17 protein-coding genes and 1 pseudogene are annotated in these 21,776 nt (G+C 48.3%); 14 read left to right on the top strand and 4 right to left on the bottom strand.

Going from position 1 to position 21,776, the window contains the following annotated elements:
* Positions 1-19 precede the first annotated feature (19 nt).
* The 9 genes and pseudogenes from C2U41_RS16020 to C2U41_RS15980 all read left to right on the top strand — a co-directional run.
* Positions 20-313, top strand: a pseudogene (locus tag C2U41_RS16020) (polysaccharide biosynthesis/export family protein); the annotation flags it as partial.
* Positions 314-315: 2 nt separating this feature from the next.
* On the top strand, positions 316-2,445 hold the full coding sequence (locus tag C2U41_RS16015) for a GumC family protein (protein ID WP_003839730.1): 2,130 nt from the start codon (positions 316-318) through the stop codon (positions 2,443-2,445).
* A complete protein-coding gene (locus C2U41_RS16010; RefSeq protein WP_046670403.1) occupies positions 2,442-3,653 on the top strand; it encodes a lipopolysaccharide biosynthesis protein in 1,212 nt (403 codons plus the stop codon). The genes C2U41_RS16015 and C2U41_RS16010 overlap by 4 nt, the downstream gene beginning before the upstream one ends.
* Positions 3,650-5,020: a capsular biosynthesis protein gene (locus C2U41_RS16005; RefSeq protein WP_103849201.1), complete on the top strand. Its 1,371-nt coding sequence runs from the start codon at positions 3,650-3,652 to the stop codon at positions 5,018-5,020. Before C2U41_RS16010 ends, C2U41_RS16005 begins: the two co-directional genes overlap by 4 nt.
* Positions 5,021-5,024: 4 nt before the next feature.
* Positions 5,025-6,014, top strand: a complete 990-nt coding sequence (locus tag C2U41_RS16000) for a glycosyltransferase (RefSeq protein ID WP_046670405.1) — start codon at positions 5,025-5,027, stop codon at positions 6,012-6,014.
* A 14-nt stretch (positions 6,015-6,028) separates the two neighbouring features.
* On the top strand, positions 6,029-7,240 hold the full coding sequence (locus tag C2U41_RS15995; protein ID WP_044699634.1) for a glycosyltransferase family 4 protein: 1,212 nt from the start codon (positions 6,029-6,031) through the stop codon (positions 7,238-7,240).
* Position 7,241: 1 nt separating this feature from the next.
* Positions 7,242-8,354 (top strand): glycosyltransferase family 4 protein, encoded by a 1,113-nt coding sequence (locus C2U41_RS15990; RefSeq protein WP_103849202.1) that lies wholly within the window; start codon positions 7,242-7,244, stop codon positions 8,352-8,354.
* A 2-nt stretch (positions 8,355-8,356) separates the two neighbouring features.
* Positions 8,357-8,764, top strand: a complete 408-nt coding sequence (locus C2U41_RS15985; protein WP_032938074.1) for a hypothetical protein — start codon at positions 8,357-8,359, stop codon at positions 8,762-8,764.
* A gap of 30 nt (positions 8,765-8,794) precedes the next feature.
* Complete coding sequence (locus C2U41_RS15980; RefSeq protein WP_057102117.1) at positions 8,795-10,186, top strand: DUF4832 domain-containing protein; 1,392 nt, start codon at positions 8,795-8,797, stop codon at positions 10,184-10,186.
* Between the two features lie 46 nt (positions 10,187-10,232).
* Here the strand turns inward: C2U41_RS15980 and galE are convergent, their stop codons facing one another.
* From galE to C2U41_RS15965, 3 genes are all read right to left on the bottom strand, one after another.
* Positions 10,233-11,249 carry a UDP-glucose 4-epimerase GalE gene (gene galE / locus C2U41_RS15975; protein ID WP_057102116.1) on the bottom strand — a complete coding sequence of 339 codons (1,017 nt, stop codon included), beginning with the start codon at positions 11,247-11,249 and terminating at the stop codon, positions 10,233-10,235.
* 67 nt (positions 11,250-11,316) lie between these two features.
* Entirely contained in the window at positions 11,317-12,255 is a 939-nt protein-coding gene (locus C2U41_RS15970) for a glucosamine inositolphosphorylceramide transferase family protein (RefSeq protein ID WP_057102115.1), read from the bottom strand.
* A 215-nt stretch (positions 12,256-12,470) separates the two neighbouring features.
* Entirely contained in the window at positions 12,471-13,106 is a 636-nt protein-coding gene (locus C2U41_RS15965; RefSeq protein ID WP_003037157.1) for a carbonic anhydrase, read from the bottom strand.
* A gap of 258 nt (positions 13,107-13,364) precedes the next feature.
* Between C2U41_RS15965 and C2U41_RS15960 the strand changes: the two genes are divergently transcribed.
* Positions 13,365-13,892 (top strand): anti-virulence regulator CigR family protein, encoded by a 528-nt coding sequence (locus tag C2U41_RS15960; protein ID WP_103849203.1) that lies wholly within the window; start codon positions 13,365-13,367, stop codon positions 13,890-13,892.
* A 78-nt stretch (positions 13,893-13,970) separates the two neighbouring features.
* Here C2U41_RS15960 and C2U41_RS15955 read toward each other — a convergent pair whose 3' ends face one another.
* On the bottom strand, positions 13,971-15,719 hold the full coding sequence (locus tag C2U41_RS15955; RefSeq protein ID WP_044713271.1) for a sigma-54 interaction domain-containing protein: 1,749 nt from the start codon (positions 15,717-15,719) through the stop codon (positions 13,971-13,973).
* A gap of 381 nt (positions 15,720-16,100) precedes the next feature.
* Here C2U41_RS15955 and dpaL point away from each other — a divergent pair, with 381 nt between their 5' ends.
* The 4 genes from dpaL to C2U41_RS15935 all read left to right on the top strand — a co-directional run bounded on the left by dpaL (position 16,101) and on the right by C2U41_RS15935 (position 21,557).
* Complete coding sequence (dpaL, locus tag C2U41_RS15950; protein ID WP_044699678.1) at positions 16,101-17,315, top strand: diaminopropionate ammonia-lyase; 1,215 nt, start codon at positions 16,101-16,103, stop codon at positions 17,313-17,315.
* Between the two features lie 32 nt (positions 17,316-17,347).
* Positions 17,348-18,532, top strand: coding sequence for a YgeY family selenium metabolism-linked hydrolase (locus C2U41_RS15945; protein ID WP_103849204.1), 1,185 nt, complete (start codon positions 17,348-17,350; stop codon positions 18,530-18,532).
* 67 nt (positions 18,533-18,599) lie between these two features.
* Positions 18,600-20,192, top strand: coding sequence for an N-acyl-D-amino-acid deacylase family protein (locus C2U41_RS15940; RefSeq protein WP_103849205.1), 1,593 nt, complete (start codon positions 18,600-18,602; stop codon positions 20,190-20,192).
* Between the two features lie 78 nt (positions 20,193-20,270).
* Entirely contained in the window at positions 20,271-21,557 is a 1,287-nt protein-coding gene (locus tag C2U41_RS15935; protein ID WP_003839760.1) for an MFS transporter, read from the top strand.
* Positions 21,558-21,776: the final 219 nt, after the last annotated feature.

The raw sequence follows: 21,776 nt of genomic DNA, 5'->3' as shown, positions 1-21,776 counted from the left end.
GAACTTGTTCGCACCTTCCTTAACTCAACGCCTGACCGGAGATTATTTTACCACTCCGATGGTGACGGTGAGCATTGCCGAGTTCCGCAAATACTATGTTTCAGGCGAGGTGAAAAGTCCAAATGGCTTCGCCTATGAGCCAGGGCTTACCGTCGAGAAATCTATTGCGCAGGCGGGTGGGTTTACAGACCGTGCGGACCGTCAAGATATCAACATTCGTCTGTCGGGTAGCAATCAGCTGCTTGAGAATGTCGATTTAACGCACTCTGTTCATCCAGGGGATGTCGTGATTATTGGCATGGGGTTCTTCTAACGATGAAACTATCTATAGTGGAAAACGGCAAAAAACGAGAAAGCAGTGTCGAATTCTCCCGCTTTGCCAAAGAGTTGAAAAAGAACGCCTGGAAAATCGCACTGGCCGGTATCGTTGCCGGGGTCGTCGCGTATCCATTAATCAGCATGATGTCCTCAAAGTATGTTTCAACGGCGACGGTGCTGATTAAGGCGCAAGCTGATAACGTTTCTCCGTTTCCACAGGTTGATGGTTTCGATTCAACGCGTAGTGGTTACTACGAAACACAATATGCGTTGATGCATTCACGTATTGTGCTGGAGAAAGCCATACGTGATATGAAGCTGGATGAAAACCCGGAGTTTACCGGGGAAAAAGCCGGTGCTCGGGGGGCTGATAGCAATGAAAGTCGGCAACTGAGAATGGAACAAGCGCTGAAAACGCTGGCGAAAAATCTGAATGTCATTGGTATTCGTACGACGAACCTGGCGTCTATTACCTATGAATCAACGTCCCCACAGGTTGCGGCTGACATTGCGAATGGCGTCGCGCAGGCTTTCATCAACTACACGGTGGAGCAGAAGCGTCTGAAGGTGGAGAAAGCTCGCGAACTGAATTTTGAAAAAATGGAAGAGATTCAGAAATCGATAGCTAAGCAAAAAGACGAGATGGACAACTATCTGAAAAATGCCGGGCTGCTGACCTTCCGTGGAATCGATGGTTTTGAAACCGAGCAGTTAAGTATCGTAACCAATCGCCTGGCCGATGCAACTCAGCGTCGGGTTGCCGCTGAATCCGTCTATAACGAGGTGAACGGGGGAGGTAAGTCCATTGAGAGCGTTATCTCGCTGCCTTCGGTCTCTAATCATGCTCAGATCCAGGATTTGCGCATTGCGTTGATTCAGGCGCAACGAACGTTGTCCGAACAGCGTAAAGTCTACGGGCCAAAAAATCCCGCCATTTTAAAAGCGGAGGCCGATGTTCAGTCGATCCAAAACCAGACTGGACGAGTGTTGGGTGAGCTGAAAGTCGGTTTACGCCAGCAATATCTGGCGGCGCTGGCGGACGAAAAAAACTATCAACAGCAGGTGACTGAGCAGAAAGAGATCTTCCAGAAAATGGCGTCAAAACGGGATGCCTGGAACAGTCAAAAGCTGTCGTTAGATAAAATGGAAGACCTGTATAAATCGCTTTATCAACGTACTCAAGAGCTGTCTCTGTCCGGCGTGAATGCTGATGCGGTGTTATACGACCCTGCGGTACCCGCCTTAAAACCGGCGAAACCGAATAAATCTTTGCTGTTGCTGATGGTGGTCATGCTGGTGGTGGTGTTCAGCATCATGTATTTCATTGTTAAAGCGGCAATGGATAACTCAATCGGTACCCTCAGTCGCATGAAAAAACGGCTCAATGTTGCTCCGCTGGGTGAAATCCGTCGTTTTAGCGGAACCTCAGGGCGCGCGCAGGTGCGGGACATGATCATGAAGAACCCGCTGAATGCCGATATTGTGCACGGTATCCGTACCCGGATTATGCTGGATAATCGACCTTTACAGACGCTTGCGGTGGCGTCGACGGAGCACGGCGATGGGCGTTCTTTGTTGGCGAATCTGTTAGCTAACTCTTTTAGTTTCGACCAGAAAACACTGCTTATTGATGCGGATTTCTTTAACACTGACGGGCTCTCTTCTGAACTGGCGTCGGCAACATCCGCAGGTTTGGCGGAACTGTTGCGCGGGGAGGTTCAGCTTGAAAAGGCGCGGATTACGCTCAGTGATCATCTCGATTTTATTCCGCACGGCAAGACAACCATCTCTTCTTTACTGATGCTGTCGTCGGGGCACGTTGAGCCCTTAATGCGTGAACTGAAATCGCACTATCAGCGCATTATTATTGATGTCGCTGCTGTGAATCAGAGTCAGGATGTTCAACTGATTAAACGCGCCGTTGATGGGGTGATTTTCATCGTGAAAGCGGGGACGGGGTCCGCCGGGCAAATCGCCAACGCGCTGGATAAGCTGGAAGAAAATAACGGCGTGGTAATTGGCGCGGTACTCAATGCGGTTGAAGAAAAAGATCTTGAGACGCAAGAAGGTCTGCGTTCACTGAACTTCAGTACCGATCAACTGATGACCACGCCAGGCCGCGTATGAGTCTACTGAAGAGCGCTTCCACAATAGCCGGTTCATCAGTCATCTCGCAGTTGATTGGTGCACTGTCTATTTGGTTGATTTCACACAAGTACGATATGGCTGAGGTGGGGCTTTATGCACTCAACTACAGCATCGCCGTGGTGGGCGCTCAGGTGTGTACCTTTGCATCACAGCTGTTAATTCCTAAACAGCAGGATGACGAACTGGTACAGAATGTTGTGTTTTGCCTGATCCAAAGCACGATCATTGCCTTACCTTACGCCGTGCTCACCGCGTGGCTGTTTCACCAGAACATCCTGTTTCTCTATTTGCTGACGTTGGCAACGGCGTGGGTTTTGATCTCGGAAAACCTGTCGCTACGCACGGCCAACTTTCGTTTTCTGATTTTCCAGCGTATTTCTGTTTCAGTGGTGGTATTACTTTCGGTTCTGATTACGCATTATGTACAGCTGTTTTATTGGTCGTGGGCCTGCGCGACGATGGCGCTGACCATAAGCTGTATTTTGCATTCGTTTGATATTCGTTCGGTGGCAGCCAGACATCTGCGACCCGCCAGTAATTGGCATTTTTTCAAACAGAATATTCATCACATTACCAAAGTGGGCAGTGCGGAAGTGCTGGCGATGGCCAGCAGCAATTTGCCGATTATGCTGATTAACTTTTGGTTCTCGGCGCTGACGGCGGGTTATTTTTCCGTGGTTAGCCGCTTTTGCCTGGCACCGGTGGTGATCATCGGCAACGCGGTACGCAATACTATTTTCTCCAAGTGGTCTATCGACTTCAGAAATAATACCTTTAACTATCAGGAATATACCAAGGTACGTATGCTATTGCTGGTACTAGGGGTTATCTGTACCCTTGGGGTTTTTATTTTCTATCCGATTGTGATGCGTCTCGGTTTTAGCGAAGACTGGATTAACTCCATTGAGACGTCGCGCTACATGTTGCCCTATTTATTCCCTGCGCTGGCGATAAGCCCTCTGACGGTGATAGAACTTATTTTTGGTTCCCATCGCTATTTTCTGCGTATCCAACTGGAACAGCTGGCGATTGTACTATTCGCTTTTGTCGTGACGCCCTATTTTTATAAAGATTATGCAACGTCGGTCATCTTGTTTTCTTCACTGACATTTATTCGCTACGCCTTCATTTATCTGAAAATGAATAAGCGAGCCAATCTCCTGAAAGACAAGCCGGTGATAATATGACACTGAATACCGGATACTATTTACAGGTTTATACTTTTGTCACGCTGATCCTGTGTGGCTTGGTGCAATACTTTACCGGTATGCAGTCAGTGCTGTGGATACCTTTTTTCCTCACCTTATTGATGGTGGGATTATTGGTGATGCAGACGCGTGATGGCTCGCTGCAACTGGATGCGCAGGAGACGATTGTTCTGGCGTTGTATTTCTCGTTCCTGGTACTGGCTGGGACATCGACGTTGATTCAGGGCGGAATCACCGTCGCGATTGTGGCATTTAAAAACGAAATTGCATTGTCGCTGGTGATGATCTGTTTGCTGCTAGGGTTTTGCCGGGAGTCGCAGATTTATCGTGTAACACGCTATCTGTACTGGATTTTTTACGCGCAGATCCCGGTAATGATTTATCAGGTTTTACTGGTCGTTCCCCAGCGCGTCGCGGTGCGCGGCGAAGATGAGAAATGGGACTCCGTGGTTGGCACGTTTGGCGGTGACCCCATGGGGGGCGGGAATACTGCCGCAATGGGGCTGTTTTGCCTGTTAATTATGTTGTTAAAAGTCTCCGAATATAAGCATGGGCTCACCACGTTCAAATCCATGGCGCTGCATATTGTTCTCGGTATCGGGTTATGCATAATTGGTGAAGTGAAGTTTGTCATCCTGCTATCGCCAATATTCCTGGCGTGGGTGTGGCTCTCACCGAGCTACATCAAAGACGTTAGTAAGGTTAATCTGAAGACGTTATTGGTTATTGTGGCGGGAATGCTGTTGCTCATTAGCCTGTCGATTGTGATCCTCGCGTACTATTATTCTACGGCGTTCGGTGGCGATCCATCGAAAAGCTCGTTAAGTATTTTTATCGACTCCTTAAGCTATATCTTTGATCCAAACTACATTATGTCTACCGGTGAATTAGGGCGCTTTACGACGTTCCTGTTCTGGTTGAAAAATAACGATCTGTGGGGGCTTTCAGGAACGTTATTTGGCTACGGACTCAACGCCACTAACAGTGGTAGTACGGTGTCGCCGGGATTTTTGAATATTATCTACAACTTAATTCTCGACTCGACTTCCCTGAGTATGCTGCTGTGGGAAGTGGGGGCGATTGGTACATTACTCTTTGTTAGCTTATTCATTTATATCCTGAAAGTTTGTCAGCCAAAGCCATTACTGAGACTTGAACAACTGGACCAGCAGGATCTCCAGTTGCTGAGTTTTGCACCGGCGTTTAACGCTTTTGCTATCAGTTGCTTAATTAGCTTACCTTACAGCCAGATACTGATGATTACACCGATGTTACAATTCCTGTTCTATTTATCACTAGGTGCAAGTTTAGTGATTCGTCGAACCGTCCTTCGCTGCGTAGGGTAATTGTATGGACAATAAACCGTTTATTTCAGTGAGTATTAAAACACTCAATGAATCTAAATGTATTGAGAAGACGATTGACAGCATCCGTAAGCAGCTTATTGACTATCCACATAAAATTATTGTGGCAGATAGTCTCTCAACGGATAACACCCAACAGCTTGCGATCGATAAAGGGGTGACCGTAGTGTCCTTAACTGACCCTGGCGATCGCTGCTGTGGCGTCGGGCACCAGTTAGGTTATCTGTATAGTGAAGGGGAATATCTGTTGTTGATGGACGGCGACATGGAGCTGGAAGAAGGATTTGTGGATCAGGCAGTCGCCTTTTTGCAGGCTGAACCAGAATATGCAGGCGTTGCGGGAACTGTTGAAATGGATGATGCCGTTAACTATGAATTTAAGTCTCGTAAGCAACGCATTAATAAAATCTATCCGCTCGGGGATAGCGACCATTTAGGCGGTGGTGGATTATATCGTCGCTCTGCGATTGAGAAAGTTGGTTATCTGACTAATCGTAATTTGCACGCGTATGAAGAGGCTGAGCTGGGTCTGCGTTTAATCGAAGCGGGCTATAAACTGCGGCGTCTGGATATTCCTTATTTTATTCATACTTCGCATACCATGCCGACCTTTCAGATGCTCAAGCACCGTTGGAAAAGCGGATACTATCAGGCCCCTGGCGAGCTTTTACGTTGTGCCTGGGGAAAACCTTATTTCGGCAAAGCGTTAAAAATGGTCAGGAACGAGGCGATTTTTTCTGTTTACTTGATTGGCTTGTTCATTGCGGCGGTGACCTTCAATCTTGAACTTTTCGACATTGCATTTCTGCCCTTACTTGCATTTATTGTCCTGAAAACCGTACAGAATCGATCGTTATTAAACGGCCTGCAAAGCGTAATGAACCTGGCCGTGCTTTCTGCCGGGCTGGTTAAAGGGTTGACTAAACCAGTACGCGATCCGTTGACTCCACCCAACAGTAAAATCATTCATGAATAACCGGGGCAGGCGCCATGAAAGTATTATTAGTTAACAAGTTTTTTTTCATTAAAGGCGGCGCGGAAACGGTTTATTTTCAAGAGCGCGATATGCTGAAACAGGCCGGAGTGCAGGTTATTGATTTCTCTATGCATCATGATAATAATCTCCCCTCGGACTATGCGGATTATTTCGTCAGCAATGTGGACTACCACAAAGAGAGCAATCTGCTGGGCGGTATCAAAACGGCGGTTAACTTTATTCATAATTCGCAGGCCTGCAAAAAAATGCTGGCGCTATTAGAAAAAGAGCGCCCGGATATTGTCCACTTTCACAACATCTACCATCAGTTAACACCGGCGTTGATTAAAGTTGCGCGTAATTTTGGCAGCAAAACGGTGCTGACTGCGCATGACTATAAGATTGTGTGCCCCTCGTATTCCATGCTGCGCGACGGCAAAGTGTGCGATTCCTGTATTACCGGGACGGTTTTCAATGCCTTCAGGTATCGTTGCCAGGAAGGTTCAGCCTCAAAAAGCTTACTGCTCTCCCTGGAGGCAACCTGGCAGTACATTGCACAAAACTATCAGGCACTGGATGTGATTATTTCACCGAGTGTTTTTTTACGAGGTATCCTGCTGCGTACGCTGCCAAATTCGCGCATTGATGTCATCGTCAATGGCGTTGATGACAGTCGTCCCCTGGCCGAAGTAAGCGATGAGGGCTATATGCTGTACTTTGGCCGTCTGAGCCGTGAAAAGGGCGTGGCAACGTTGTTGGAAGCGCATAAAAAAATGCAGAACAGCGCGCCGCTGAAAGTTGTGGGGCACGGTCCGTTGCATGATGAATTAGCCGCCAAATACCCTGATGTTGAATTTTTAGGTTATGTGCAACAAGGAGAAGCCCTCGACAAGCTTATTAAGCATGCGCGAGCGGTGATCCTTCCTTCTGAATGCTATGAAAACTGTTCTATGGCGATATTGGAAGCGATGTCTTTAGGCAAGCCGGTTATTGGATCGCGCATTGGCGGCATCCCGGAACAAATTCGTGACGGTATCGAAGGGATTTTATTCGAACCAGGCAATGCGCAGGAGTTGGCAAATGCGATGGACGCCCTGGCTGACTCGCAAGAGAAGGCGCGGAATATGGGCTTACATGGCCGTGCGCGGTTGAGTGAAAAATATGCGCTCAGTAAACATATGGATACCTTACAGGCGTTGTATAAAGAACTGCTGAGCAGGCCATAGAATGAGTAAAAAAATAACGGTTTTTGGAACGCGTGGTATTCCCGATGTATTGGGCGGTGTGGAGACACACTGTCAGAATCTTTATCCTGCCATTAAGCAGCAGTTCGACGCGGATATTTGCGTGATTGCTCGCTCGCCATATGTAAATTACAAACGATCGGTCTATAAAAAAGTCGAAACCTACGCGCTGTGGGCACCCAAAAAGCGCTCGCTGGAAGCTATTGTCCATTCCGTTTTAGCGGCGTTTAGGACACGTATCGACCATTCGGATATTGTGCATGTCCATGCTATCGGCCCTGGCCTTGTGATCCCACTCTTACGCGTGATGGGTAAGAAGGTGGTTTTCACCCACCACGGACCTGATTACGATCGTCAGAAATGGGGTTTCGTTGCAAAAAAAATATTGCTGCTGGGCGAACGTTGGGCGGTGAGATATGCCAACGAGGTGATTGTGATTTCTGAAGTTATTAATCAACTGATCCAGAAAAAACATGGTCGCTATGATGCGCATTTAATTCACAATGGCGTAAATGAGCCGCGGTTGTTATCAGAGCTCACCATCGACAATACACTCTCCCGCTTTGGGCTGCAGCCGAAAAATTATCTCGTTGTGGTTGGGCGGTTTGTGGAAGAAAAAGGGATGCATGATGCCATTGCCGCCTATCAACACAGTGGTTTGACCATGCCGTTAGTGTTAATTGGTGATGCGGATCATCCAACCGAATACAGCATTCGCCTCAAAAAGCTTGCCGCCGACACGCCTGGTGTCGTGATGACCGGTTTCTTACGTGGTGATGAGCTGCAGGCGGTGTTTTCGCAGGCCAGGCTATTTGTGATGCCTTCATACCATGAAGGATTGCCCATTGCGCTGCTGGAGGCAATGTCATTTTCTCTTCCGGCCGTCGTCAGTGATATTCCTGCTAACCTTGAAGTTCAACTGCCTGCCGAGACCTATTTTAAGGTGGGAGATGTAACCGGTCTGGCCGAAAAATTAGGCCAAGGGGTAACAGCAAATAGCGTGGACTATCGTGTATATTTGCAAAACTACAATTGGCATGAAATCGCCAAAAAGACGGTTAACGTCTATCACTCAATTGATAAATATATAGGTTAATTTTGACCAGTCCTCAAAATCGTCCCCCCGTCATCGAACGATTTTATACTCATCTTGATGAGACGATTGCGCAGGGGTTGACCCCTGAACAAAAAGAAGGGGTGGAAAATGCGATCCTGGCCTCGACGCTGGCTTCGCGGCATCAGATCGATATTCGCAGAAGCTTTCCCTTTTTCAGTAAGCGTTATTATCTGGTTTTTTTGTTTGGCAGAGATTTACGCCGCCAGCACCGCCAGGAATCGACCCTGTCGAGAATGTTGCTCACTTTTTTGCTGCTGATTGCCGTGCTGTTCGTCACCTGCTGCGTATTGTTGACGCTGTATATGATCAAATCCGCGTTAGGTATTGATGTGTTCCAAAATTTTCACGTAGGTATCTGGGATTGGTGGTTAAGTCTGAAAAACCACTAGCGTTAACAAACCTGTGGAGGCATTACTGCGATGAAGTGTAAATGGGTTTCTGCGCTGTTGTTAATGTCCTTTCCGTTAACGGTCATCTCCGCATTAACGACCGTAACCCCCAAAGCATTAACTGGCCCGCTGACCAATCCGGGGATTGGCGTGGCAAGTTTTCATCAGGGATACGGTGAAACGCTGGGGCTGGCGGACTATCCCAATACCGGATTTGAATACGACCGTTTTTACTGGCGGGACCTGGAGCCAGTCGAAGGCCAGTATAATTTTGCGTTGGTGGATGATGCCTTCAAATACGCGGCGGCACATCGTCCAGCGATGAATGTCGGGCTACGATTTATGGTACTGGCAGAGCCGGAAAGCGGCTCGCAAATTCCTGACTGGCTGATTAAAAAAGGCGTGAAAGGTACCTGGACGCCGGATAAAAAGACATTTGCCCCGGATTTAGACGATCCTCTGTTCATTCAATACAGCCAGCGTCTGTTGAACGCATTTGGTAAGCGCTACGATGGTAATGAGAATCTCGCGTTTGTTGATATTGGCATGGTGGGATCATGGGGAGAATGGCATAACAGCAACTTCCCGAACCTGAAGCCATTACTGGAGCGATACACCACGGCGCAACTGGATCGCTACGTCGCGATGCACTTTTCTGCTTTTCCGGTGACGCCAAAAACCATGCTGATAAGCGGCGGACAAAGTCTGGCGAATGCGATGGAGCGTGGGGCAGGATGGCGTGCGGACTGTTGGGGGGACCTGCGCGTATTTTCGGACTCCTGGAACCATATGACTGATGATTACCCGCAGCGATTGCTGGCTGCGCAGCAGAGTTATTCAGGGTTCAACGACGCCTGGAAACGTGCGCCGGTCAGTCTGGAAATCTGTTCATATATGCAAGACTGGAAGAATACTTTTCATTATACGCGTGCCGAAGTGCAGGGTATTTTTGACTGGGCGGTCAAACAGCACGCCAGTACCATTAACTTGAAATCGAGAGCGATACCCAGCGACTATCGACCGATTGTCGACGATGCGCTGACCAAATTAGGCTATCGATTTCGCCTGGCGTCCCTGAGCCATGAGTCCGTGTGGGACAGCGGACAAACGCTGACATTGGACAGTACCTGGTACAATGAGGGTATCGCTCCGATTTATATGCCTTATATGTTGGCATTCCGTGTTGTGGACAATGCTAATAAGGTGGTGGCTCAGGGGAATTCCGCGGAGGATATTCGCCGCTGGCTCCCCGGTAAGTATCAGGTCAGTTATGCGTTATCTATGCCAGGCCGACTGGCAAAAGGGCAGTACGCGATTGAGGTTGCGATGTTGGATAAGTCGGGTGCGGCGAGAATTAACTTTGCCAATGAAGGGAAGCAGAACAGCGGCTGGTACCGGGTATCAACAATAACAGTACAATAGTAAGACACAGCAGCGAGCCTGACGGTCAGGCTCGCTGCTGTGAACATTAAATTTGATACCCATTCGGGTTATTTTTTTGCCAGTTCCAGGTGTCACGCATCATTTCATCAAGATTGTAGACCGCCTTCCAACCGAGCTCTTTGTATGCCAGTGACGGGTCAGACCAACATTCGGCAATGTCTCCGGGTCTTCTGGCGACAAACTGATAATGAATTTTGGTCTGCGCCGCTTTCTCAAACGCCTTAATCAGATCAATCACGGAATAACCGACCCCGGTACCGAGATTAATCACCTTGTAGGCAGCGCCTTTGTTCTGGCAATCAAGCGCGGCTAAATGACCAGTCGCCAGATCCATGACGTGAATATAATCACGCACGCCGGTTCCGTCAGGGGTTGGATAGTCATTACCATACACCGATACGGTTTTAAGCTTACCAATCGCGACCTGGGAGATGTATGGCACCAGGTTGTTTGGGATACCGTTAGGATCTTCACCAATGCGACCCGATGGATGGGCGCCGACCGGGTTGAAATAGCGCAGGCAGGTAATGCGGAAATCAGGTTGCGCACGTGAGAAATCGGCCAGAATCTGTTCGACCATTAATTTAGAGGTGCCGTAGGGATTGGTGGTACCGCCCGTACGTGATTGCTCGCTCAACGGCACGCTTTCCGGATTACCGTATACCGTAGCTGATGAGCTAAAAATGAATCGGTTAACGCCTGCGGCCAGCATCTCATCCAGTAAAACCAGCGTTCCGGTGACGTTGTTTTCATAGTAGGCAAGAGGTTCTTTTATCGACTCGGAAACCGATTTGAGCCCTGCAAAATGAATGACATCGGTGATGTGATGGTTGGTAAAAATGTTTTTTAAGGCCTGTCTGTCGAGAACATCGGCGATATAGACAATGGGTTCCTTTCCGGTAAGTTCCGCGACCCTGTCCAGCGATATCCGACTCGCATTTGCCAGATTATCGATGACAACGACATCATCGCCTCTTTCCAGTAGTGATAAAACAGTATGTGAACCAATATAACCTGCACCACCTGTGACAAGAATTGCCATACAGACTCCAGAAAAATGCTAGAAACCCGAACAATTTTCTACCAATGTCACCTGAGAATCCAGTGAATCAGTTGTGTTGCCGGGAAAGGTAGATGTTTCTGTATTTTACCATAAATTTATATGATAGTTTTTTTAAGATAGCCAACAGACTGAACTTATTGATTTTTGTATCATAAGCAATGTAATTATTTGAGAAATTCAGCGTATGAACACCGTCACTGTGGTTGATCGATGAATTGATTTGTTCGATCAGATTCTCATCAAAGTTAATATCGTTAAGTGTCACTAATTCTTTGATATAGATTGATTTTCCATAAGTTTCGGGCGTGCATTCCTGGGTGAGGAAGTACATTTTATTATCGACAAGATAAGGGGTACCAGCTCCTCGATGATGATGATTACTCACCTTTAATGTAGGGGTGATCCGCTGCCACTGACCGTGAAGATGCTCTGCGGAATGAATAATTATTTTATTATCCATGGTGGTCGACAAAAGATAGCAAGTCTCATTTATTGAAAGAAAAATGTTATCTGTGACTTCGGTGTCAGAGAGTAGAACTTTAATTTTCTTCCAGCGCGCAGGAAACTCTACCGACTGGAACAGGAGCACTTCTTTTCTTTCTGATGATTCCGGGATCATGAAGAGTTGATTGTTGATATTAATCAGAAAAGGAAATGACAAATGACACCTCAGGTCGTCAAATCCTTCAAGTTTCACATCATCAATTTCAGTTAGTTCACGATCAAGAATGCGGCAGCGGAGCGTGCCTTTCGAGTTGCGGAAGCTAAAAGCTTCATAAAAAACATACAGTTTGTCGTCTTTTTCAATAAGAAAAGGATCGGCCTGAAACGTATATTTCTTTTTTAACTGCTGCGCAGCAGATTTATTCAATATTTCCAGCGTGTTATCAGGAAATAAGTGTGTGCCATTATCCTTAATAAGCATGATATCCCACGACTCATGATAGAATAACATGTTTATTATTCTTTTTATTTTCGCTTGCATTCGTACCTGCTCCTTTTTATCGCTTGCACCATGTATGAACAGCTACTTGCGGGGCAGCTCATGAGACTTGTCGCAATGTAGCAATGTTGTATGAATGTGCGAAAACCGCGTGGTAACACCTGCGGTTATTTTAATGTTAGTGACAAGGATGTTTTTTGTCCATAGCACCAAAGTAGGTAAAAATTATCCAGAGCATCCTTGCTCCAGTGGAAGAATTACTCGAAATGCACCTGCGGGTTTTCAGCAAGGGAAACGTAGGTTTTGCTGTTTTTATCCAGGGTACGGATTTCACCGCTTTCGATGTCATATACCCAGCCGTGCAGACGAAGAGCATTATTTCTCAGTCCAACCGCGACACAAGGATGCGTTTTAATGTTGTTGAGCTGCGCGATAACGTTCTCTTCCACCATGGCGTTAACTTTATCGATTGGGTTAGCCCAGGTTTTTTTCTCGACCACGGCTTTCGCGGCATCGGCATAGTGCAGCCAGTGAGCCACAGCAGGCATCGGATCCAGAGGCTGGCTATCGGCGATGGCTTTCATCGCGCCGCAGTTGGAGTGTCCGCAGATGACGATATCCGTCACTCCAAGTGCCACAACCGCGTATTCGATGGTTGCGGATACGCCACCCGGTTCCGGGCCGAAAGAGGGGACGATATTACCGGCGTTGCGGATAACGAAAAGCTGTCCGGGATCTTGCTGAGTAACGAGTTCTGGCACCAGGCGGCTATCGGAACAGGAGATGAAAAGCGCTTTAGGATTTTGGCTGGATGCCAGGCTGCGAAAGAGTTCCTTGCGTTGAGGGAAAATCTCTTTTTGGAAGTTGAGGAAGCCCTCAATGATATGTTGCATAGCAGTGTCTCTTTTCTCTGTTTAAGCAGGTTATGATGAAGATCACACTTTCCAGTTTAACACCAGCCGACAGAAGAGAAAGACTTTATAGCAGTTCTGCAACATCTTTGGCTAACTTTTCTCCACCGCGGCGAGGCGAATAGCGTGATGTGTGCTATGTGCTTTCCCTTTTTTGCCAATAAATCGGAGTTGTAGCGATAGCCAGCATTCACGCGATACCGTACATTTTTATATGTATCCACATTTTAAGGAATCATCATGTCCAGACTTCGTGCTTTAGCAACAGCTTTAGTCGCCGTTGCCGCGATGACGATGTGCGCCACCCCAGTATTGGCCAACCCCGGTAATGGCAACGGCAATGGTAATAGTGGCAACCATGGAAATAGTGGCAACCATGGAAATAGTGGCAACCATGGAAATAGTAGCAATCATGGTATTAGCGGGAATAAGGGCAATAGCCAGAAAGGCAATTCGCAGGCAGAACAACGTAAAAATTATGGTAAGCCGGACCATGTTGATAGTGACATCAGCTATAACGTGGCCAGACAGTATGCCGTCAGATATGGTTTGACGGGCTATAAGTCACTGCCTCCGGGTATCGCCAAAAATCTGGCGCGAGGAAAGCCGCTTCCTCCGGGGATCGCTAAGAAAAGTGTTCCATCCTCTATGCTGAACCAATTGCCGTATTATCCAGGTTATGAATGGCAGGTTGTGGGCGACAATCTGGTGTTGATTGCACTGAGTACGGCGATTGTCACCGCGGTAATTAATGGTGTGTTTGATTAAGTATTTTCGGGCTTAATGTGCTCTGTTCTACCGATGAGAAGCCCGCGTTGTGCGGGCTTCTCAGTTAATAAGGAAAGCTTACAGTCCGTACAGTTTTATTTTTCTATAGAGCGTGGCAATGCTGATCCCCAGTTCTGTCGCGGCTTGCTTTTTTCCCTCAACGCTTGAGCCGAATCGCTGGATGACGTTTTCGATAGCCTCCCTTTCCGCCTGTTTTCCTTTGTTGGCAAGCTGTCGGGGTTGCGCGGTCATCGTCGTTTTTCTACCGTCAGCGGCGGTAAGCAGGTAAGGGGGAAGATGGCTGGCGTTGATCCCAGCGGCTTCTCCGCGCATCACAAAAATGTATTCGATCACGTTGCGTAATTCACGAATGTTGCCCGGCCAGTGCCAGGCATAAAGGCGATTAATAACGTCATCAGGCAGTTTTTGCGGTGGTCGCTGGTAACTGACCGAAAACTCATCGGCAAAATACTGTGCGAGGACTGCAATATCAGCCCGGCGTTCACGCAGGGAAGGAAGTACCAGAGGGACTACGTTCAGGCGATAGAAAAGATCTTCACGAAACTGATTATTTTCCACCATCGCGTTAATGTTTTTGTTAGTTGCGGCAATAATGCGCACATCAATATTGATGGTGTTATTAGAGCCAACGCGGGTGATCGCCTTTTCCTGCAATACCCTGAGCAGCTTGGCCTGCAGGTGTAGTGGCATATCGCCAATCTCATCCAGAAACAGGCTGCCGCCGTTGGCCAGTTCAAATTTCCCCATTCGCCCTTTAGGATCAGCCCCGCTGAATGCGCCGCGAACATAACCAAACAGTTCGCTTTCCAGCAGTTGTTCTGGGATAGCCGCGCAGTTGATTGTTACGAAAGGCGCGGCTTTACGGGGACTGCTCTGGTGAATGGCAAATGCCACGACCTCTTTCCCCGAGCCACTTTCCCCGGTGATGAGCACGCTGGCGTAACTGTTGGCGATTTTACCTATGGTACTTCTGAGCTGTTCCATTGAGGGAGAGTGACCAATTAGTCGTACCTGTATGTCGGACTCATAAGGGGATGGAGTAAGGTTACTCAGGTAGTCGTGTGCATCACGAAAGATAACCATGGTTAAGCGATCGTTATCCTGTGAGGAGAGCGAAATTTGTTTGCACAGTACATGATGTTTCTGACCTTCAAGCGTCAGCCACGCTTCTTCATCGCCATACAGGCTGTCCCCGGTTGTTTCAATGGTCAGAGGTAATCCCTGAACCTCACGGTTGAGGATGCGATCAGCTGAATGATTGGCATGCCAGATAAGACCCTTGCCATCAATCGCTACCACGCCGCGGTCCATGGCATCGATCAGACGCCGAAATGCGCCAAGCGTTTCCTGTGCGCGTAAACGTTCCAGGCATTCAAAGACCTTACTGGAGATCATTACGGCGATTTGCTCAATAAAGGTGACAAATTTATCAATCTGGCTCAGTAACGTGTCACGCTGTGCCTGGGTTGAGCAAATAATCCCGATCACGCCAATCACGCGATTATTGAGAAAAATAGGTGCGTTCAAATCCAGCATTTCAGAACAGTAGTGGTGTTTTTCACATAACTGACACAGCGGATGTTCGCCGGGGTTTTTGATCAGTACCGTTTCTCGCACCTGCAATACGTGACGATAAATGTAGCCATTTTTGGCCACATTCTCATTGAGCATATGTCGGTATTTCCCGGTACCCGCGATGCGCATTAAAGATTCATCAATGATTTCAACGTCCGTGCCCGTTATGCCAGAAATAGCGTCGGCGTAATTGCATATATCATCCTGAATATTGCTGAGTACTGAAATCATGGTACTTCTCCGGCGGTGTGTCACCTTTCTCAAGGAAAATGATAAATAGGCGAAACAATGCAAAAATGATTTGCGAAAAATCAATCTACCACGCTGTTTTTGAATGTTTTTCTTATTTTATCTTCCGCGATCACACTATTTATCAATGATGAGAATTTATCAAAACGAGGCGATAAACTGAGGCATTGATATTTTCGGTTGTCAATTTCAAATTTCATTTAATTTATTGAAATTAAAGCCTTTATTAAAATATTTATAAGAATTTACTCAATTCATAAAAAGCTGGTAAGTATTTTGCTCTATTGCCAATACCGATAACGGAAATATCTCTGTATTGCACCGATTACAGGGAATGAAATACCAGGACAATGAGGTTTTATGATGCAGGAAAACTTATCATTTTTTATCAACCAGACACCGTTTACCGAACATCCGAACGCGCCGCTGGCACCGTTTAGCCGCCAGGAACTGGTAAAAGCGTTGAATTTTCATCGGTCTATTCCGGGCTACGCGCCGACGCCGCTGTATACGCTACCGGCGCTTGCACAAAAACTGGGCGTAAAAAATATCTACCTCAAAGATGAATCTCAGCGTTTTGGCCTGAAAGCCTTCAAAGCGCTGGGTGGCTCCTATGCGATGGCGTGCCATATCGCTGAATTGGTTGGTAAGGATATCAGTGAACTGCCGTTTGAGGTGATGACCAGCGAAGAGGTACGCCACGATCTGCAAACTGTCACGTTTGCTACCACCACTGATGGCAACCACGGTCGCGGCGTGGCATGGATGGCGCGCCAACTGAAGCAAAACGCCGTGGTTTATATGCCGAAGGGCTCTTCGCAGCAACGTCTGACTTCTATCCGTAACGAAGGTGCTACCGCTGAGATCGTCGATATGAACTATGACGATGCGGTTCGTATGACCGCGGAGCAGGCCGAAAAGTATGGCTGGATTGTCGTGCAGGATACCGCCTGGGAAGGATACGAAAAGATCCCGCAGTGGATTATGCAGGGCTACGGCACGCTGATGCTGGAGGCGATAGATCAGCTGCATCAGGTTGCGCCGACTCACATTTTTGTGCAGGCAGGCGTCGGCTCGTTTGCCGGCATGGTTCAGGGAATGGTGACGGCAGCCTGGGGGGAGAATCGCCCGAAAGTAATCGTCGCCGAAGCGTTAATTGCCGATTGCCTCTACCGCTCAGCCCGTTCGAAAGAGGGGGATGCCATTGCGGTGGGCGGTGATTTACAAACCGTGATGGCCGGTCTCGCCTGCGGTGAGGCGAACAGTATCGGCTGGAAACTGCTGCGCGACTATGCCAACGCATTTGCTTCCTGCCCTGATGAAGTTGCAGCGTTAGGCATGCGCATGTTGGGCAACCCGCTGGCAGGCGATCCACAGATTATTTCGGGTGAGTCAGGTGCGGTTACTACCGGTCTGCTGGCACTGTTGATGACCTCACCTGAACTGGCGCAAACGCGTGAGCAACTGGGGCTGGATGCGCACTCTCGTGTGCTGTTAGTCAGCACCGAAGGGGATACCGACCCGCAACAATATCTGGATATTGTCTGGGGCGGACAGTACCCGGGCATCAACAAATAATTCCCTGATTAAGAGATATAACGGAGAAACCCATGTTATCTGCAAACCGCATTGAAGAAGTCATTAAAAACTGTCAGGCGCTGATCCAACAAAAAAGTTATTCCGGTCAGGAAGGGGAAGTGGTTAATGCCATAAAAACAATGATGCAGCATTACCAATTCGATGACATCCACGTTGATAAGTACGGCAACATTGTTGGCGGTATTGTCGGCAACCAGCCAGGGAAAACGTTGGTTCTCGATGGTCATATCGATACCGTGCCGGTGAACGAAGAGAAGTGGTCCCGCAACCCATACGGCGGCGATATTGAAGATGGCAAAATTTATGGTCGCGGCACAACTGACATGAAAGGTGCCGTGGCGGCGATGATCTCCGCCGTGGGCTTTTTCGGTCAGGACAATCAGCGAAATTTTGCCGGGAAAATCTACGTTGCGTGCATCGTGCATGAAGAGTGTTTTGAAGGTATTGCCGCTCGCCTGGTCAGCGAGCGCTATAAGCCAGACTACGTGATCATCGGTGAAGCTTCCGAGTTAAACCTGAAAATTGGTCAACGTGGCCGCGCTGAAATTGTGGTCGAAACCTTTGGTAAACCCGCGCACTCCGCTAACCCGCAGGCGGGGATTAACGCGGTGTACAAAATGGCGCAATTGATCGACAAAATTCGCACGATCACGCCGCCAACGCATCCGGTTCTGGGGCCAGGCATTCTGGAACTGACCGACATTAAATCTTCGCCGTACCCGGGGGCCTCGGTGGTACCGGATTACTGTCGCGCAACCTACGATCGCCGTTTGCTGGTGGGTGAAACCAAAGAAAGCGCGATTGCTCCGCTGGAAAATGCGCTTGCGGAACTTATTGCTCAGGATCCGCAGTTTAAGGCCCGAGTGTCCTACGCGGTGGGTCAGGAGTCTTGCTATACCGGCGCCACGATTGAGGGAGAGCGTTTTTTCCCAGGCTGGGTGTTCGACGAGTCCGACGAATTCGTGCAGGCAGCGTTGGCGGGCGTTCGCGAGGCTGGCTTTAATCCAACCATTACGCAGTACTCATTTTGTACCAACGGCAGCCACTATGCGGGCGAAGCGGGAATCAAAACCATCGGCTTCGGTCCTTCACGAGAAAACCTGGCACACACCATTGATGAGTATATCGAGATCGAGCAATTAACCGGCTCGGCCAGCGGCTATTACAGCATTATCCAGACACTCTATCGCCAATAAAAATAAAGATAACCACCTCTTACCTTACAGGCGGTGTAGCTCAGCAGCACCGCCATGGAGAATAACGATGAAAACCATTTTCAAAAACGGAAATGTAATCGATGGGACGGGCAGTGAAGGCAGAATTGCCGATGTGATGGTTGATGAAGGACGTATTGTCGCAATCGGCCAAATTGAGGTTGGCGTCAATGAGCAGGTTATTGATGCAACCGGAAAAATAATTTGCCCTGGCTTTATTGATACCCATACGCACTCTGACCTGTCAGCCATTATTAACCCCGCGCTGTCGGCAAAAATTCGTCAGGGTATCACCACCGAACTGTTGGGCCAGGATGGCGTCGCCTTAGCGCCGCTACCAGAAGAATATATTCCAGCCTGGCGTAAAAATATCGCCGGACTGGACGGTGACACCGACAAAATTGACTGGAAATATAAAAATACAGACGGTTATCTCAATCTGCTGGCATCGCGTCATCCGGCGACAAACCTCGCGTATTTAGTTCCTCATGGCAACGTGCGCATGGAAGCGATGGGCCTGGATGGGCGTCCTTCGACCCGTGAAGACGTGGCGAAGATGTGTGAGGTCCTTGAGCGGGAGTTAAAAGCCGGGGCATTTGGACTTTCCACTGGTCTTATCTATATGCCTTGCGCCTTTGGTGATACTGCCGAAATGATTGAACTGTGTAAGGTCACGGCGAAATATGACGGGATTTTTGTGGTGCATCAGCGCAGTGAAGCTGACGATATTATCAACTCAACCCAGGAACTGATTGATATAGCCACAGCTACCGGCGTCTGGCTGCATATTTCGCATATGAAGGTTTGCGGCAAGAAAAACTGGGGGCTGATCGACCAAATGCTGGGCATGCTGGAACAGGCGCAGAAAGAGGGGATTCGTATCTCTTTCGACCAGTATCCGTATGTGGCGGGCAGCACGATGCTCGGCGTGATCCTGCCGCCCTGGGTTCACTCCGGCGGTACGGACAAATTACTTGAGCGTCTCGCCTCGTCCGAACTGCGCGCCAAAATGATTGACGATATTCAGCAGGGTATTCCTGGCTGGGATAACTTTATCGATTTTGCCGGTTTGGACCAGATTTTTGTCACCAGCGTGAAAACGGCAAAAAATCAGGATGCTGTCGGTTTGAACCTCGTCCAGTTGGGCGAGCTGCGTGGAAAAGATCCGTACAACGCCACCTTCGATCTGCTCTTTGAAGAGGAAAACGCCGTGGGGATGGTCGACTTCTACGGTACCGAAGAGCACGTGATTAAGTTTCTCTGTCGACCTGAACAAAACGTCTGTACCGATGGCTTGATGGGGGCTGGCAAACCGCACCCGCGCGTGTTTGGCGCATTCCCTCGCGTGCTCGGTAAATATGTTCGTGAAGAGGGATGTCTGAGCTGGGAAGCGGCAATCCGCAAGATGACGGGGAAACCTGCTGAAGTATTGGGTTTGCAGGATCGCGGACTGCTGAAGGTCGGTTATGCAGCGGATATCGTGATGTTCGATCCGAACACAATTGCGGATAAAGGCACTTTTGTTGAACCCAATCAGTACCCGGAAGGGATTGAAATTGTCATGGTTAATGGGCGCATTGCCTTAATCAATGGCACGGAAAGTTATGCCTGTAGCGGTACGGTTATTAGAAAACAATATTAATAAATAACGCTAAACACGCATGGATCTATCGCGACTATTTATGGCCGCGGTAGATCACTACACCCTAAGGACATCACAATGAACCTACAAACGTCTTTACCTTCAGGTAAACCCAAGACCTGGAAAGCAAGATATACCGTCCTGACACTGATCTGGCTGGCGTGGCTGCTCTCTTTTCTCGACAGAATGGTGATGAGCGTTTCACTCCCTTATATTGGCAAAGATTTAAATCTTGATACGACTCAACAAGGTTTAATTATTAGCGCCTTTTTTATTGGTTATGCCGCGTTTCAAATTCCCGGTGGATTACTGGCGGATAAGTTTGGCTCGCGAAAAATCATGGCCATTGGTATTGCATGGTGGTCTGTGTTCACCAGCTTAACCGGCGCTGTGCTGACGCTGCCGCTGATGTTAGCAGTACGTTTCTTCTTTGGTATCGGTGAGGGATGTTTTCCGTCGGCCTCATGGAAGATGATATCAACCTATTTCCCGTCGAAAGAACGTGGCCGCGCCACGGCGATTCAGTCAACGGTAAACACCTTAGGCCCAGCGCTGGCGGTAGTCGTGGCGGCAAGCATCATCGGGGCATTTGGCTGGCACATGGTTTTTATCGTGCTGGGTATTCCCGGTCTGTTTATCGCCGCAGGTATCTACTTATTTACGCGTGACAACCCGAAAGATCACCCTGCCATTACGCAACAAGACCTGGCGGAGCTGGCTGCTGACGACCAGGGGAGCCTGCAAAACACCAGTGCTATCGCGTTTAAAGACGTACTCAAAATGCCGGTGCTCTGGCAAATGGCCAGTATCTGGTTTTTGTTTGATATCACCTTCTGGGGTTTTTCAACCTGGCTGCCAAGCTACCTGATTACCGTACGAGAGTTTTCTCTGGCAAAGACCGGTGTCATGGCGGCCATTCCCTTCCTGTTCGGGGCCGGTGGAACATTATTAGGCGGTTATTGCTCAGATAAATTCAAACCCCAGCGTAAAACGCTGTATGTCGTAACCTCTGTTATTGCCGCGGGTTTCCTGTATCTGACCTTCAGCGTGAGCAGTGCAGATATGGCGGTGGTTTATCAGTGTATTTCAGCCTTGTTCATGTTCTTCGCTATGGCAACGTTCTGGGGTATTTTGATGGATACCATTCCCAGCAACATCATGGGGCGGGCATCCGGTATTGTTAACTTTGGCGGCCAGATGGCAGGGGTTGTATCAGCGCCCATCATCGGCTGGTTGATCCAAAGCAGCGGCGGAAGCTATAACAGCGCCTTTATCTTTATGATTGCCGCACTGTTGTGCTCAGCTGTCGTTACACTGACAGTCAAAAGCTCGCATGCAGTAGGGGCATTGCCCAGTAAAGCCTGATTTATCGCTGCCTCCCTGTGGCACTGCTGCTCCAGAGCTGCGGGGAGTTTCTCTCTAAATTCAGCAGGTTTGTACTCTTGTTCTCCATATTTGACCTGGTATGAAATTTATTTTTAGATAGCTATTCACATATCCCCCCTCGCAGTTCTGATGAACTATATGCCGGTTATATGTCCCAAATCATTAAGAATAAATCATAATAAATGAGAGATTTGTCCT

The sequence above is a fragment of the Citrobacter freundii complex sp. CFNIH4 genome, from assembly GCF_002934505.1.
GTDB classification, from domain to species: domain Bacteria; phylum Pseudomonadota; class Gammaproteobacteria; order Enterobacterales; family Enterobacteriaceae; genus Citrobacter; species Citrobacter freundii.
The sequence above is the reverse complement of the archived record's forward strand: the minus strand, read 5'-3'. Positions and strand labels throughout refer to the sequence as shown.

Excerpts from the sequence above, each read along its gene's own strand:
- C2U41_RS16015 (WP_003839730.1), top strand. The coding sequence starts at position 316 with ATGAAACTATCTATAGTGGAAAACGGCAAAAAACGAGAAAGCAGTGTC.
- C2U41_RS16010 (WP_046670403.1), top strand. The coding sequence starts at position 2,442 with ATGAGTCTACTGAAGAGCGCTTCCACAATAGCCGGTTCATCAGTCATC.
- C2U41_RS16005 (WP_103849201.1), top strand. The coding sequence starts at position 3,650 with ATGACACTGAATACCGGATACTATTTACAGGTTTATACTTTTGTCACG.
- C2U41_RS16000 (WP_046670405.1), top strand. The coding sequence starts at position 5,025 with ATGGACAATAAACCGTTTATTTCAGTGAGTATTAAAACACTCAATGAA.
- C2U41_RS15995 (WP_044699634.1), top strand. The coding sequence starts at position 6,029 with ATGAAAGTATTATTAGTTAACAAGTTTTTTTTCATTAAAGGCGGCGCG.
- C2U41_RS15990 (WP_103849202.1), top strand. The coding sequence starts at position 7,242 with ATGAGTAAAAAAATAACGGTTTTTGGAACGCGTGGTATTCCCGATGTA.
- C2U41_RS15980 (WP_057102117.1), top strand. The coding sequence starts at position 8,795 with ATGAAGTGTAAATGGGTTTCTGCGCTGTTGTTAATGTCCTTTCCGTTA.
- galE (WP_057102116.1), bottom strand. The coding sequence starts at position 11,249 with ATGGCAATTCTTGTCACAGGTGGTGCAGGTTATATTGGTTCACATACT.
- C2U41_RS15970 (WP_057102115.1), bottom strand. The coding sequence starts at position 12,255 with ATGCAAGCGAAAATAAAAAGAATAATAAACATGTTATTCTATCATGAG.
- C2U41_RS15965 (WP_003037157.1), bottom strand. The coding sequence starts at position 13,106 with ATGCAACATATCATTGAGGGCTTCCTCAACTTCCAAAAAGAGATTTTC.
- C2U41_RS15960 (WP_103849203.1), top strand. The coding sequence starts at position 13,365 with ATGTCCAGACTTCGTGCTTTAGCAACAGCTTTAGTCGCCGTTGCCGCG.
- C2U41_RS15955 (WP_044713271.1), bottom strand. The coding sequence starts at position 15,719 with ATGATTTCAGTACTCAGCAATATTCAGGATGATATATGCAATTACGCC.
- dpaL (WP_044699678.1), top strand. The coding sequence starts at position 16,101 with ATGCAGGAAAACTTATCATTTTTTATCAACCAGACACCGTTTACCGAA.
- C2U41_RS15945 (WP_103849204.1), top strand. The coding sequence starts at position 17,348 with ATGTTATCTGCAAACCGCATTGAAGAAGTCATTAAAAACTGTCAGGCG.
- C2U41_RS15940 (WP_103849205.1), top strand. The coding sequence starts at position 18,600 with ATGAAAACCATTTTCAAAAACGGAAATGTAATCGATGGGACGGGCAGT.
- C2U41_RS15935 (WP_003839760.1), top strand. The coding sequence starts at position 20,271 with ATGAACCTACAAACGTCTTTACCTTCAGGTAAACCCAAGACCTGGAAA.